10 protein-coding genes are annotated in these 14,386 nt (G+C 73.8%); 6 read left to right on the top strand and 4 right to left on the bottom strand.

Annotated features, from left to right (window positions below; all coding sequences use genetic code 11):
* Positions 1 to 137 precede the first annotated feature (137 nt).
* Together FJ657_RS04795 and FJ657_RS04790 are read right to left on the bottom strand one after the other, a co-directional pair.
* A complete protein-coding gene (locus FJ657_RS04795; protein WP_141162485.1) occupies positions 138 to 1,628 on the bottom strand; it encodes a sensor histidine kinase in 1,491 nt (496 codons plus the stop codon).
* Complete coding sequence (locus FJ657_RS04790; protein ID WP_141162484.1) at positions 1,625 to 2,311, bottom strand: response regulator transcription factor; 687 nt, start codon at positions 2,309 to 2,311, stop codon at positions 1,625 to 1,627. Before FJ657_RS04790 ends, FJ657_RS04795 begins: the two co-directional genes overlap by 4 nt.
* 187 nt (positions 2,312 to 2,498) lie before the next feature.
* Between FJ657_RS04790 and FJ657_RS04785 the strand changes: the two genes are divergently transcribed.
* The 5 genes from FJ657_RS04785 (at position 2,499) to FJ657_RS04765 (ending at position 9,852) form a co-directional block, all read left to right on the top strand.
* Positions 2,499 to 4,214, top strand: coding sequence for a glycosyltransferase family 39 protein (locus FJ657_RS04785; RefSeq protein WP_141162483.1), 1,716 nt, complete (start codon positions 2,499 to 2,501; stop codon positions 4,212 to 4,214).
* Positions 4,211 to 5,056, top strand: coding sequence for a polyprenol monophosphomannose synthase (locus FJ657_RS04780; protein ID WP_141162482.1), 846 nt, complete (start codon positions 4,211 to 4,213; stop codon positions 5,054 to 5,056). The genes FJ657_RS04785 and FJ657_RS04780 overlap by 4 nt, the downstream gene beginning before the upstream one ends.
* Positions 5,049 to 5,714, top strand: coding sequence for a GtrA family protein (locus FJ657_RS04775; protein ID WP_141162481.1), 666 nt, complete (start codon positions 5,049 to 5,051; stop codon positions 5,712 to 5,714). The genes FJ657_RS04780 and FJ657_RS04775 overlap by 8 nt, the downstream gene beginning before the upstream one ends.
* A 173-nt stretch (positions 5,715 to 5,887) precedes the next feature.
* Positions 5,888 to 7,276 carry an alpha/beta hydrolase gene (locus FJ657_RS04770; RefSeq protein WP_141162480.1) on the top strand — a complete coding sequence of 463 codons (1,389 nt, stop codon included), beginning with the start codon at positions 5,888 to 5,890 and terminating at the stop codon, positions 7,274 to 7,276.
* Complete coding sequence (locus FJ657_RS04765) at positions 7,273 to 9,852, top strand: bifunctional lysylphosphatidylglycerol flippase/synthetase MprF (RefSeq protein ID WP_141162479.1); 2,580 nt, start codon at positions 7,273 to 7,275, stop codon at positions 9,850 to 9,852. Before FJ657_RS04770 ends, FJ657_RS04765 begins: the two co-directional genes overlap by 4 nt.
* 43 nt (positions 9,853 to 9,895) lie before the next feature.
* Here the strand turns inward: FJ657_RS04765 and FJ657_RS04760 are convergent, their stop codons facing one another.
* Together FJ657_RS04760 and FJ657_RS04755 are read right to left on the bottom strand one after the other, a co-directional pair.
* Positions 9,896 to 10,729, bottom strand: a complete 834-nt coding sequence (locus FJ657_RS04760; RefSeq protein ID WP_255447139.1) for a serine hydrolase — start codon at positions 10,727 to 10,729, stop codon at positions 9,896 to 9,898.
* A 68-nt stretch (positions 10,730 to 10,797) separates the two neighbouring features.
* Complete coding sequence (locus tag FJ657_RS04755; RefSeq protein ID WP_141162477.1) at positions 10,798 to 12,831, bottom strand: M13 family metallopeptidase; 2,034 nt, start codon at positions 12,829 to 12,831, stop codon at positions 10,798 to 10,800.
* 107 nt (positions 12,832 to 12,938) lie between these two features.
* Here FJ657_RS04755 and FJ657_RS04750 point away from each other — a divergent pair, with 107 nt between their 5' ends.
* On the top strand, positions 12,939 to 14,294 hold the full coding sequence (locus tag FJ657_RS04750; RefSeq protein WP_255447138.1) for an MATE family efflux transporter: 1,356 nt from the start codon (positions 12,939 to 12,941) through the stop codon (positions 14,292 to 14,294).
* The last annotated feature ends 92 nt before the right edge of the window (positions 14,295 to 14,386 follow it).

The raw sequence follows: 14,386 nt of genomic DNA, 5'->3' as shown, positions 1-14,386 counted from the left end.
GGCCGTCTCGGTCAGGGGTGGTGGTCGACCTTTTGAAACGATTCATCCGCTCGGTGCAATGACGCTAGCAGGCGCGCGCGTCAGCCGACAAGAGTCGGACAGCGGTCACCCGATGCCGAGACGACGGGGCCGCCCGGCTACTCGGGCGCGGTCAGCGGCAGGGACACCACGACCGTGAGCCCCTCGCCGCGACGGTTGTCGAGACGCAGCTCGCCCGACGCGGCCGCCACGAGTGCCGCGACGATCGGCAGGCCGAGCCCCGCGCCCGTGCCCGTGCGGGCGCGCGGACCGCGGGTGAAGCGCTGCAGCGCGCTGCGCTCGAGTTCCGGCGGGAGCCCGCCCGCCTCGTCGGCCACGCGCAGCTCGGCCGAGGTCGCGCCGATCGACAGGGCGACGAGGATGCGGTGCGTCTCGACCGGCACCGCGCCCGCCTCCGGCGCGGCCCGCTCCTCGAGAGCGCGGATGGCGTTGCCGACGAGGTTGTCGACGATGCGGCCGGCGTCCTCGGCGGCGAGGGCGACCGTCGCGCGCGCGGAGACGGCGTGATCGACGGCGGAGTCGAGCGCCACATCCACCTCGACCGAGCTCGCGCGGAAACCGGCCCGGTCGACCGCCGCGGCCACCTCGTCCTGCAGGTCGCCGACGGTCGCGCGCCCGGCGCCGCGCGGCTGCTCGCCCCGCGCCTCGATCGTCGACAGCTCGAGCAGCGACGTGACGAGGGTGCTGAGCCGCTCGGCGTCGCGCTGCGCGGCCTCGAGATCGCGGCGCAGGGTCGCCGCGTCGGCGTCGCCCGCGGCGGCGAGCTCGAGTCGCGTGCGCAGCACCGCGACGGGCGTGCGCAGCTCGTGGCTCGCATCCGAGACGAGCTGGCGTTCGCGGTTCGCGGCGGCGCGCATCCGCTCGATCAGCCGGTTGAGGGTGCGGGCGAGCCGCGAGATCTCGTCGTCGACGGCGCCGACCGGCAGCAGCTCGCCGCTGCGGCCGACGCTGAGCCGCTCGGCGGTCTGCTGCAGGTCCTGAACCGGACGCAGCGAGAACCGCGTCAGCAGCCAGCCCGTCGCGCCGACGCCCGCGACCAGCACGACCACGATCGCCAGCAGCAGCAGTCGCATGGGCCCGAGCTCGGCATCCTCGCTCGAGGTGTCATCAGCGGCGATGACGGTCCAGGTGCCGCCCGTGCCGTCGGCGGTCAGGGCGAGCGTCACGTAGCCGGTGCCCCTCACCTGCGTCTCGCGCACGCCGCCGTCGCGGGTCACGTCATCCGCGTCGTCGTGCACGAGGTCGGGCAGCCTGCCCCGCAGCGGCTTCGGCAGGCTCGAGATCGCGGTGCTGCCGTCCGGACGCACGACCGCGACCCACTGCCAGACCGGCGGCTTATCGAGCGAGGTCTCACCGCTCTCGATGTCGTCGACGTACTCGCCGGCATCCCCCGCCAGGCCGTCGGCGGTGCCGAGGCGCACGATGTGCTGCAGCTGCGCGTCGATCAGCAGCGCCGCGGGCACGGCGATCAGCACGGCGATCAGCAGCGAGCCGAGGGCGATTCGCGCGCGGATCGTGACCCGGCGGCGGCGCCGACGCGGTTTCAGCCGGGGCGGCGCGAGCGGGGCGGATGCGGGGGGCTCGCTCACAGCGGCTCCGGCGACTCCGCCGACAGCGTGAACCCGACCCCGCGCACGGTCTGGATGCGGATGCCCGCCCCGGCCGCCGACAGCTTGCGTCGCAGGTACGACACGTACTGGTCGACGACGTTCGGATCGATGTGCCCGTCGGCGTCCCAGACCTCGGCGAGCAGCTCGGCGCGGGTCACCGTCGCGTCCGCGCGCGCCGCGAGGGTGCGCAGCACGTCGAACTCGGTGCGGCTGAGCCGCAGCTCGGCGCCCGACACCTGCACGCGCAGCCGCGGCAGGTCGAGCACGACGTCGCCCACCTCGAGGCGCACCGGCGTCGCGAGCGCGTCGCGGCGGCGCACGGCGCGGATGCGGGCCGCCAGCTCGGCGAAGGCGAAGGGCTTCGTGAGGTAGTCGTCGGCGCCGGAGTCGAGGCCGCGCACCCGGTCGTCGACCGCATCCCGCGCCGTCAGCAGCACGACCGCGATCGACGGGTCGACCTCCTTCACGCGGCGGCACAGCTCGAAGCCGGACATGCCGGGGAGGTTCACGTCGAGCACGGCGAACTCGATGCCGCCCTCGGCGAGCGTCGCGAGGCCGTCGATGCCGTCGTGCGCGACGACGACGTCGTGCCCCTCGGCGCCGAGGCCGCGCGCGAGCAGCTCGGCCATCTCGGCCTCGTCATCGACCACGAGCATCCTCATGCCGACATCTTCCCCGACCGGGGTGCTCGCGCGAGGGGCGGATGCGCGCTGCGAGCCGGTTCGTGTACGAGCTCTCAGAGAGCCGTGGCCCGCGTTTGCAGGGCCCCGGGATTTCCTGTCAGCCCTCTCAGGAGCGAGGGCCGCCCACCGGAGCCGAGACCCAGACGACGGTCACAGCATCCCCCTCGTGACCAGCACCGTGAACACCCCGATCGTGGGCGCCGACCAGACCGGATCGGCGACCCCCGCCGATCCGAGCCGCGCCGTCCGCGTGCTCCCGGGCACGGCGCCGGTCGCCGTCCCCGCGGGCGGCGAGATCGACGCGAATCGCTCATCCCTTCGTCTCGCCGCCCGCCTCCCCCGTCTCCGCGGCCTCGCCTCGCGCCTCGGCGCCTCCCGCGTCACCGCGCCGATCGCCGTCGCGGCCGGCGCCCTCGTCGTCGGCCTCTGGCACTCGGGCACCCCGTCGTTCTGGGGTGACGAGGCGGCCAGCGTGATGTCGGCCGAGCGCAGCATCCCGAGCCTGATGAGCGAGCTCAGCGTGATCGACGCCGTGCACGGGCTCTACTACCTGCTGCTGCACTTCTGGATCGGCCTCGTCGGCGACAGCGAGTTCGCGGTGCGCTTCCCCAGCGTCGTCGCCTCGGCCGCCGCGGTCGCCGGCGTCGTCGTGCTCGGTCGACGCCTCTTCGGCACGGCCGTCGGCGTCACCGCCGGCGCGATGCTCGCGATCGTCCCCGAGTTCAGCCGGCTGGCGATCGAGGGGCGTTCCTACGCCTTCGGCACCGCCGCCGCGGTCTGGCTGACGGTGCTGCTCGTCGCGATCGCCGCACGACGCGACAGCCGGATGCGCGCAGCCCACTCCGGACTCGGCCGCACCCGGGCGCTCTGGGCGCTGTACATCGTCGGCTGGGTGCTCGCCATCCACCTCTTCGTCTTCCTCGCGATGGTCGCCGTCGGCCACGCCGCCCTGCTGCTCGCGCTGCGCGTGCCGCGCCCGACCTGGCGCCGCTGGTTCACCGCCGGAGCCATCGTGCTCGCCACGATCACCCCGATCGCGATCGTCACCTTCACGCAGCGCCACCAGGTCGGGTTCCTGGCCGCCCGCGGCTACGCGACGCCCGACAACGTGCTCGTCTCGCAGTGGTTCATCACGATCCCGATGGCCGTCATCGGCTGGGGCCTCGTGGCGGTGGCCGTCATCGGCGCCGCCCGCGCCCGCCGCGAGCAGCGCTCCCGCCTGGCGGCGATCGCCGTCTGGATGGCGGGCCCGACCCTGATCGTGCTCGGCGTCTCCGCCGTCGCGCAGCCGATCTACAACCAGCGCTACCTGGCGATGTCGATGCCGGCGCTCGCGCTTGTGATGGCGTTCGGCGCGGTCGCCGGGGTGCGGATGCTCTCCGAGCTCGCCGCCCGCCGGGCGCCCCGCCGCGCCGTCGCCGCCGTGGCCGCCGCCGCGATCGGCGCGGCCCTGCTCAGCGGCGCCGCGCCGGCTTACCTCGCCCAGCGTTCCGCGTACGGCAAGGGCGGCGCCGACTTCCGCCAGACCGCCGAGGCGCTCGCGACGCACGCCGCCGCCGGCGACGCGGTGATCTTCGACCAGACCGTCAAGCCCTCGCAGCGCCCCCGCGTGATCCTGCACCTCTACCCGCAGCTCACGCAGAAGCTCGACGACGTCGCCCTGCGCACCCCCTTCGACCAGAAGGCCGGCATCTGGGATTCGGTCTGGCCCGTCGATCGTCTCGGCGACCGCCTCGCCGGGCACCGGGTCGTCTGGGCCGTCGAGGTGACGGGCAGCGGCTCGCCCGACCTCACCCAGCTGCACCGTCTCGGCTACGTCGAGACCCAGACCATCCCCGTTCATCGCACCGTGCTCATCCGCCTCGAGAAGGACCCGTCATGACGACCCTCATCTGCATCCCGACCTACGACGAGGCCGAGAACATCGCGGACATCGTGCGCCGCACGCTCGCCGCCGTGCCGGCGGCGCACATCCTCATCGCCGACGACGACTCGCCCGACGGCACCGGCATGATCGCCGACCGGCTGGCGCTCGCCGACTCGCGCGTGCACGTGCTGCACCGCACCGCGAAGCAGGGTCTCGGCGCCGCGTACACGGCCGCCTTCTCCTGGGGTCAGCGCAACGGATTCGACGTGCTGGTCGAGATGGATGCCGATGGCTCGCACCGCCCGGAGCAGCTGCCCCGCCTGCTCGACGCCCTCGAGCGCGGAGCCGATGTCGCACTCGGCTCGCGCTGGGTCACCGGCGGCGCCGTCGAGGGCTGGCCGCTGTCGCGCCGGTTCATCTCGAAGGGCGGATCGGCGTACGCCCGGCTCGCCCTCGGCATCCGCCAGCGCGACGTCACCGGCGGCTACCGGGCCTACCGCGCCGCGGCTCTGCGCGAGATCGGGCCTGAGGGCACGCAGAGCGCCGGCTACAGCTTCCAGATCGAGCTGCTCTTCAACGCCGTCAAGGCCGGACTGCGCATCGTCGAGGTGCCGATCACCTTCGCCGACCGCACCCTCGGCACGTCGAAGATGAGCACCCGCATCGTGCTCGAGGCCATGTGGCGCGTGACCGTGTGGGGCGTGCAGGCGCTGCCGTCGCGGTGGGCGCGGTACCGGGCCGGAGTAGATGCACGACGCACCGTCGTCGGCGGCGGCGCGGCCGACTCGGCCGCCGCCCGCATCGCGGTCGCCCAGCTCGAGCAGGCCGAATCGTCGGGACGCGCCGCCCATGTCTGACACGCTCCCCCGCCGCGGCGCCCCGGTGACCGCGTCGCTGCCGGTCGTCGACCCGACCGAGCACGCGGCCCGCGCCGCCGGCGCCGTGCGCTCGCTCGCGACCTGGTTCGACGGCTCGCCGTTCCGACGGCTCGTGAAGCAGGGGCTGTCGTTCCTCGCGGTCGGCGGCGTCGGCTTCGTCATCGACATCGGCGTCTTCAACCTGCTGCGGGCGACCGTGCTCGACCCGGCGCACGTCGCCGGCGGCGCGCTCTGGGCGAAGGCGGTCTCGGTCAGCCTGGCGATCGCCGTCAACTGGATCGGCAACCGCTTCTGGACCTTCGGAGCCGAGCGCCGAGCGCGGGCGGCCGAGCGGGATGCCCGGATCGCCCGGGCTGGATCGGATGCCGTCCGCGGCGGTGCCGGAACCAGCGCCGGCACCGCCGTCGCCGGCGAGGCCGCGCGCTTCGTCGTCGCGAGCCTGCTCGGCAGCGGCATCTCGCTGCTCTGCCTCGTCGTCAGCCACGACCTGCTGCACTACACCTCGGCACTCGCCGACAACGTCTCGGCGAACGTCATCGGCCTCGGGCTCGGCACGCTGCTGCGGTTCGCGCTCTACCGGCTCTGGGTCTTCGCCCCGGCGCGCCCGGCGCCGGCCGGCGCCGATGCCGCGGCCTGACGTCCCCGGCGCTCCGACCCGCCCGTCCCCGTCCCCCGTCCCCTCTCCGGAGTTGCCCACTTCCGCGGCCTGTCGCGCGACGGATGCCGCGGAAGTGGGCAACTCACGACACACCCCAGGGCGACGCGGGGACCACCCGCTGAACCCACCACCTCGAGAACCGGAAGCTGCTCATGCGCGCCTGGCTGCGATCCCACCTGCCCGACTGGCTGCAGTCGATCGTCATCATCGGCGGCCCGCTGCCCTGGATCATCGGCGCCCTCGCGGCGCTCGCCCTCGGCCTCGCGATCGTGCTGACACTGCGCGGCCGCCGCCTCCGCGGACCTCACATCTCGCGACCGCTGCGCGCCACCATCGTGCTCGCCGCCGCGGCGCTCGGCGCGGGCATCGGTGCGGCGCTCTGCTGGCTGCTCTCCGACCAGCTGCAGGTGCTCGAGGTCTCGCTCAGCCCCGTCTCGCGCGCCTGGGTCGCGGCCGCCTTCGCCGCCGTCGCCGCCTTCGCCGCGACGATGGTCTTCACGCCCGCGGGCGGCCGCGTCATCGCGACCTTCGGCGTCGTCCTCGCGGTCACGGTCGGAGCCCTCGGCGTCAACGCCGACTTCGGTCAGTATCCGTCGATCGGCTCGATCCTCGGCGCGCCCGCCGAGGCTCCGCTGCCCGCCTCGCTGCTCGCCGCGCAGAAGCAGCACGCTCCCGGCGGCACCGCGCCGCGCGACGGCGACGCCGACGATCTCACGCATCTCGCCGCACCCGCCGACCAGCCGCGCGACGGCGTGATCGGCACCGTCACCATCCCGGCCACGACCTCGCACTTCGCCGCGCGGCACGCCTACGTCTACCTGCCGCCGCGCGCGATCGCCTCACCCCAGACCGCTCTGCCGGTGCTGATCCTGCTCTCGGGCCAGCCCGGCGGACCCGACAACATGGTGCAGGCCGGCGACCTGCGCCGCATCGCCGACGGCTACGCGAGTCACCACGACGGCCTCGCGCCGATCATCGTCGTGCCCGACCAGCTGTCGCGGCCCGACAACAACCCGATGTGCCTCGACTCCGCGCTCGGGAACTCGGCGACGTACCTGACCGTCGATGTGCCGCACTGGATCCTCACCCACCTCGACGTCGACGACGTCAACGGAGCCTGGGCGCTCGGCGGCTTCTCGCAGGGCGGCACGTGCACCATCCAGCTCGGCTCGCAGCACCCGGAGCTCTTCACCGCGCTGCTCGACATCTCGGGCCAGGTCGCGCCGTTCAACACGAGCGTCGCGAACACGATCGCGGTCGGGTTCCACGGGGATGCCGCCGCGTACCGCGCCGCCCTGCCGCTGACGGTGCTCGCCGCGCGCGCCCCCTACGCGAACACGACGGCCGTCTTCTCGTCGGGCGAGCTGGATGCGCGCTACGGCCCGGGTGTCACCCAGATGGCCGCGGCGGCGAAGGCGGCCGGGATGTCGGTCACCCGCATCACCTCGCCCGGAACCGCCCACGACTGGACGACCGTGCGCTGGTCGCTCGCCCACGGGCTGCCGACGATCGCGCAGCATCTCGGGCTGGGGGCGGCATGAGCGACGAGCACGCGTCCGCCCCCGCCGACACCGGCTCGAGCGCGACGGACCCCGCGCCGACCACGGCCGCGCGCATCCCGGCCACAGCCGCGGCGTCCACGGCACGTCCGCAGCACCCGCTCCTCCGGCTCAGCCGCGGAGCCCTCGCCGACGCCGTGCGCTCACGTCCGCTGACGCTCGTCGTCGCGGGCCTCCTGCTCGTCGCCGCCCTCGTGACCGCGCTGCCCGGCCCCCATCACGCCCTGAGCACCGGGATCGACCAGGTCTTCGACGGCGACCGCCCCGCACCCTGGTGGGCGTGGACCGCCGCGCTCTCGGTCATCGGCGACGCCCACCAGTTCGCGGTCGCGCTCGCCGTCGCGGCCCTCGGTCTCGGCTGGGCGGAGCGCGCCCTCGGCACCCGCCGGGCTCTCGTCGCCCTGCTCGCGACCGGCATCCCGGCGACCGCCCTCGGCCTCGGCGTCGCCCTCAGCGGACTCTGGATGCACGGCTCGTGGTCGTCGTGGGCCGCGCGGGGCATCGCGCTCGACCCGCTCATCCCCCTGCTCGGCGCGACCGCCTGGGCGACGTCGGTCGCGAGCGCCCGCTGGTCGGGTCGCGTGCGCGTGCTGCTGATCGCGGCGACGTCGGCTGTGCTGCTCTACTCGGGTCAGCCCGCGGCGATCGGACTGCTGGCGGCCGTGCTGCTCGGCCTGCTCGGCGGCCGACTCGCGCAGGGACCCCGTCCCCGCCGGCGTCGTTCGCGCCACGAGACGCGCACGCTGTTCGCGCTCGCGACGGTCGTGCTCGCTCTCGGTCCGCTGCTGACCGTGCTCGTCGCGACCCGTTACGGCGTGCTGTCGCCGCTCGGCATCGCCGTCGCCGACCTCGGCCCGCTGCATCCCCGCGACCTCGACGACTTCGGCGACGGGCTCAGCGAGCTGGCCAGCGTGCGCGTCGTCGGCCCCGGCCCGATGCTCGTGTCGCTGCTGCCGCTCGCCCTCATGCTCATCGCCGCCCGCGGCCTCGTCGCCGGTCGCCGCATCGCCGCCGTCGTGCTCGCGCTCGCCTGCGCCGCCGCCGCGGTCGCCGGCTTCGTCTACTTCGGCGTGCTGCCGGCGACCGATCCCGACTGGGGAGTGGATGCCGGCGCGAGCCACCTCTGGGAGCTCGACGTCTGGCGCGCGATCAGCACGGTCGTGCCCGCGCTGCTCGCCGTCGGGCTGCTGCTGAACCTGCGGGTGTTCCCGGTCGCGACCGATCGACGCCGGGTGCTGCGCAGCGTGGGCCTCGTCGTCGGCGGATTCGTCGTCAGCGCCGGTCTCTTCGCGCTCGTCGCCGCGGCGGTACCGGGCGCGTTCCGCCCGCATCCGACCGTCCTGCTGGTTCTTCAGGAGCTGCCAGACCGCTTCGTGCCGGCCCTGTTCCTGCGCCACGATCGGCCCAGCCTGCTGCCGCACTCGCCGCTCGGTCACCTCGTCTACTCGGGGGTCGGGCCGCTGTTCTGGGTCGTCGTCGTGCTCGCCCTGCTGCTCCTGCTCACCGGGCGCCGCGGCCTGCCGGTCGAGGCGACGGATGCCGACCGCATCCGCACCCTGCTCGCCGCCGGCTCCGGCTCGCTCGGATTCATGTCCACCTGGGCCGGCAACCGGCTCTGGGTCGCGCCCGACGGCGCCACCGGCGTCGCCTACCGCGTCGTCGCGGGGCACGCGGTCACGCTCTCCGATCCGCTCGGCGCCGTGCAGGACGAGGCGCACCGGGATGCGGTCATCGCCGGATTCCTCGCCCACTGCGACGCGCAGGCGTGGACGCCCGCGTTCTACTCCATCCACGACGACTGGCGCGCCGCGCTCGCCCGACGAGGCTGGCACTCGATGCCCGTCGCTGAGGAGGCCGTGATCGACCCGGCCGTGTTCACGACCGCCGGCAAGAAGATGAACGACGTGCGCACCTCCGTCAACCGCGCCGCCCGCACCGGCCTGCGCGTGCACTGGTCGACGTGGGCCGAGCTGCCGCTGCCGATCGCGCTGCGCATCGACGCGCTCTCGGAGGAGTGGGTCGCCGAGAAGGACCTGCCCGAGCTCGGCTTCACGCTCGGCGGCGTCGACGAGATGCGCGACCCCGACGTGCTGCTCGGCGTCGCGGTCGATGATCAGGATGCGGTGCTCGGCGTCACCAGCTGGCTCCCGGTGCGCTCGAACGGCGTGGTCACCGGACGCACGCTCGACGTCATGCGCCGCGCGCCCGAGAGCCCGAACGGCGTCATGGAGTTCCTCATCGCCGAGGCCGTGACCCACTTCCGTTCGTCGGGGGTGTCGGAGGTCAGCCTCTCGGGCTCGCCCCTCGCCTCCTCGCCCGACGAGGCGGGGGCGCCCCTGCTGGGCGCCGTGCTGGGCCTCGTCGCGCGCACGCTCGAGCCGATGTACGGCTTCCGGTCGCTGCTGCGCTTCAAGCGCAAGTTCGGCGCCGCCGAGCGCACCATGCACCTGAGCTACCAGGATGCGGCGGGCCTGCCCGCCCTCGGCCTCGCGATCGCCGGCTGCTACCTGCCGGGCCTGAGCCTGCGCCAGCTGCGGGCGTTCCTCCGCCGGGCGTAGGGCCCGGAACGCCCGGCTCCGGGCCGGGCCGACCGGGCTCGCGTCAGTGCACGTACTCGAGCAGGTCGAAGCCGATCGTGCGCATCGTGTCGAGCACGCGCAGGCGCGACCACACGTTGGCGTCGTTGAACTGGATCGTCACCGAGTAGCAGACCGCCGTGCGCGGCCCGCGCAGCACGCCGACCTCGGCGCGCACGCCCTCATCCAGCCCGGTCTTGTTGACGAGCAGGATGCCGTGATCGGTCGCGCGGTGCGCCAGCGGATCGAGGCCGAAGGCGCTCGACACCATCGAGAAGTCGCTTCCGAGCGAGAGCCAGCCGAGCACCCGCGACGAGGTCAGCGAGTCGACGACCTCGCCGCGCGCGAGGGCGCCGAAGAGTCCGGCGAGCTCGGCGGTCGAGCCGACGGAGAGCTGGGGGGCGTCATCCGGTCCGCGCGTCGCCCGCACGATGTCGAGCATCGCGGTGCGCGAGAGGCCGAGCGACTCGGCCCGGCGCCGCACGGCCGGCAGCCCGACCTCGCGCAGCAGGGCGTTCGTCGCGACGTTGTCGCTCGTCGCGCCGACGAGCGACGCGAGATCGGCGACCGGCAGCGAGGGCGCCTGCAGGTGCTGCCAGACGCCGCGGCCGCCGACGGCATCCTTGTGGCTCTTGTCGAGGATGCCGTAGCCCGAGAAGTCGCGCTGCGTCAGCCGGGCCGACACCTCGATGAGCAGCAGCACCTTGCCGATGCCGGCGGTGGGCAGCACGATGCGGTCGTCGATCGCGACCAGCGGACGCCCGCTGTCGAGGTCGACGACCGACGCCGAGACGCGGGCGCCCTCGTACGCGAGGTCGCCGAGACCGGTGAAGGTGCCGATGAAGTTCTCGGCGGCCACGGGGGCACGGTGCCGCGGCGCACGACGGGCGCGAGAGCGCTCCCGCCGCCCGCGAGCGGCAACCGTGTCTACCAAATCGTGACTCTGTCTTCCGGGTCCAGCCAGAGGTCGTCATCCGACGTGACGTCGAAAGCCGAGTAGAACACGTCGATGTTACGGACGATCTGATTGCAGCGGAACTCCGCGGGCGAATGCGGATCGATCGACAGCAGGCGCAGCGCCTCGGCGTCGCGCAGCTTCGTGCGCCAGGCCTGCGACCAGCTGAGGAAGAAGCGCTGCGCTCCGGTGAGTCCGTCGATGACCGGGGGCTGCTCGCCGTCGAGCGACAGCAGGTAGGCCTTCCAGGCGATGCCGAGGCCGCCGAGGTCGCCGATGTTCTCGCCGATCGTGAGGGCGCCGTTGACGTGGTTCGTCTCGGCAGCATCGGCGTCGGCCGAGCCGCCGGCGTCGCCCCCGCTCGCCTCGCTCCCGCCCGCGTCGCCCGCGAGCTGCGGCGGAACGAGCGCGTCGTACTGCGCGATGAGCGAGCCGGTGCGCTGCTCGAAGGCCGCGCGGTCCTCGGCCGTCCACCAGTCGGTGAGGCGGCCGTCGCCGTCGAAACGCGAACCCTGGTCGTCGAAGCCGTGCCCGATCTCGTGGCCGATGACCGCGCCGATCGCGCCGTAATTGGCGGCCGCATCCCGCGTCTCGTCGAAGAACGGGTACTGCAGGATCGCCGCGGGGAACACGATCTCGTTGAACCCGGGGTTGTAGTACGCGTTGATGGTCTGCGGCGTCATGAACCACTCATCGCGGTCGAGCGACTTGCCGATCTTGCCGAGCTCGCGCTGGAACTCGAACTCGTTCGCGGCGCGCACATTGCCGATCAGGTCGTCGGCCGAGACCTCGAGGCTCGAGTAGTCGCGCCAGCGGTCGGGGAAGCCGATCTTCGGAGTGAACTTCTCCAGCTTCTCGAGGGCGCGCTCGCGGGTCGCGGGGGTCATCCACTCGAGGTTCTGGATGCTGTCGCGGTAGGCCTCGACGAGCTTCGCGACCAGCGCATCCATGCCCTGCTTCGCGGTCGGCGGGAAGTGCCGCTCGACGTAGACCTTGCCCACGGCCTCGCCCATCGAGCCCTCGACGAAGCTGACGCCGCGCTTCCAGCGGGCGCGGATCTCGGGGGCGCCGGTGAGCGCGGTGCCGTAGAAGTCGAAGTTCGCCTGCACGAGCTCGCTCGACAGGTAGGGCGCGAAGGCGCGCACGATCTGCCAGCTCAGCCAGTCCTTCCAGGCGTCGAGGAGGTCGGCCGTGAGCAGTGCGGGCAGCGCCTCGAGGTAGCTCGGCTGGTGCAGCACGACCTCGGCGAAGGCGGCGTCGGGCGCGTCGAGTCCGTGCAGCCAGCCGGCCAGGTCGGCGCCGGCCGCGGCATGCTCGAGCTCGGCCCAGGTGCGCAGGTTGTAGGTCTTCTCGGCGTCGCGGCTGGCGACCTTGTCCCAGTGCGCGGCGGCGAGGTCGGTCTCGAGGGCGAGGATGCGCTGCGCCCGCTCGGCCGGCTGGTCGAGCCCGGCGAGCCCGAGGATGCGCTCGAGGAAGCTCAGGTACTTCGTGCGCAGGTCGGCGAACTTCGCCTCGCGGTAGTAGCTCTCATCCGGCAGCCCGAGCCCCGACTGCACGAGGTTCACGACGTAGCGCGAGGGGTCGCCCGGGTCGTTGTCGACGTAGGCGCCGAGCACGCCGCTGACGCCCCCGCGCTCGAAGCGGCCGAGGGCCGGCAGGAACGCCGCGATGTCGGCGATGTCGGCGACCTCGGCCAGCAGCGGACGGATCGGCTCGACACCGAGCGCCTCGATGCGATCGGTGTCGAGGAAGCTGGTGAACAGGTCGCCGAACTTGCGGTGCTCGGTGCCCGGCTCGGCCTGCGCGGCCTCCTGGATGATGTCGCGCACCGCCTCCTCGGCCTGCTCGGCCAGCTGGTAGAAGGTGCCGTAGCGCGCCTTGTCGCTCGGGATCTCGGTGCGGTCGAGCCACCGGCCGTTCACGTGACGGAAGAGGTCGTCTTGCGGGCGGGTGGCGGGGTCGAGCTCGTCGAGCTCGATGCCCGAGGGCAGCGCGGCGTCGGTCATGCCCTCACGCTAGCCGCGCCGACCGTCACGCCGCCCGGGAGTTTCCCCGCACGACGCCCTGCTCGCCCGGCGCGGCGGTGTCGCCGGGCGGGCCTAGCGTGGATGCCGTGAGCAGCCCGGCCCCGCGACGACGCCTGATCGCGCTGCGCACCGCGCACGACCGCGAGATCGGGCGGCTCGCGATCCCGGCGCTCGGCGCGCTCGTGGCCGAGCCGCTGTTCCTCGCGACCGACACGGCGCTCGTCGGCCACCTCGGAGCGACGCCGCTGGCCGCGCTCGGCCTCGCCGGAACCGTGCTGCAGACCGCCGTCGGCCTGCTCGTCTTCCTCGCCTACGCCACCACACCCGCCGTCGCACGCCGCCTCGGCGCCGGCGACGAGCCGGGCGCCCTCCGCGCCGGCATCGACGGGCTCTGGCTCGCGCTCGGCGTCGGCGTCGCGCTGGTCGTGCTCGGCAGCGTGGGCGCGGATGCAGTGACCGGCTGGTTCGGGGCCGATCCGGCCGTGGCGACCGCGGCATCCACCTATCTGCGCGTCGCCGTCTGGGGCCTGCCGCCGATGCTCGTGGTGGTCGCGGCGACCGGCCTGTTCCGCGGACTGCAGGACACGCGCACGCCGCTCGTCATCGCCGTCGCGGGCTTCGGCGCGAACGCGCTGCTCAACGCGCTGCTGATCTACGGCGTCGACTGGGGTCTCGTCGGCTCGGCCGTCGGCACGGTGCTCGCGCAGCTCGGCATCGCGATCGCGTGCGTCGTGATCGCGGCCAAGCACGCCCGCCGGGTCGCCGTGCCGCTGCTGCCCGGACGCGGCGGCGTTCTCGCCTCGGCGAGCGCGGGCGGATGGCTGTTCCTGCGCACGCTCTCGCTGCGCATCGCGATCGTCGGCACGGTCGTCGCCGCGACGGCGCACGGCACGACCGCCCTCGCCGCGACGCAGGTGCTGGCGACGCTGTTCAGCATCATCGCGCTCGCCCTGGATGCGCTCGCGATCGCCGGCCAGGCGATGATCGGGCACGCGCTCGGGGCCTCGGACGAGGTGCGGGCCCGAGCGATCCTTCGCCGCCTGATCGAGCTGTCGGTCGTCGGCGGGCTGGCCTTCGGCATCCTCATCGCCACCGTCAGCCCGGTGCTCGGCCGCGTCTTCACGAGCGACGCGGAGGTGCTCGCGGCGATCCCCGGCGGCCTGCTCGCGATGGCCGTGGGCCTGCCGTTCGCGGGCGCCGTGTTCGCGCTCGACGGCATCCTCATCGGCGCCGGCGACGGCCGCTACCTCGCGCTCGCCGGCCTGCTCAACCTGATCGTCGCGATCCCGCTGCTCGTGCTGGTCACGGTGCTGCCGCTCTCCGCGGCGGGCGCGGTCATCGGGGTGCAGCTCACCCTGCAGGTCGGCTACATGCTCGCCCGGCTCGCGACGCTCGGCTGGCGCATCCGCGGCGGCGGATGGGTGCGGCTCGGGCACGCCTGACGGCACGCCGGTCGGCGGCTCCGCGGCGCACTGACGCGACAACGCAACGACACGAGGACACCGACGCACGGCGTCCTGCCGGGCGGCGCGCT

The organism is Schumannella soli (assembly GCF_006517435.1).
GTDB classification, from domain to species: domain Bacteria; phylum Actinomycetota; class Actinomycetes; order Actinomycetales; family Microbacteriaceae; genus Schumannella; species Schumannella soli.
Note: the sequence above shows the minus strand (reverse complement) of the source record. Positions and strands in the feature narration are given on the sequence as shown.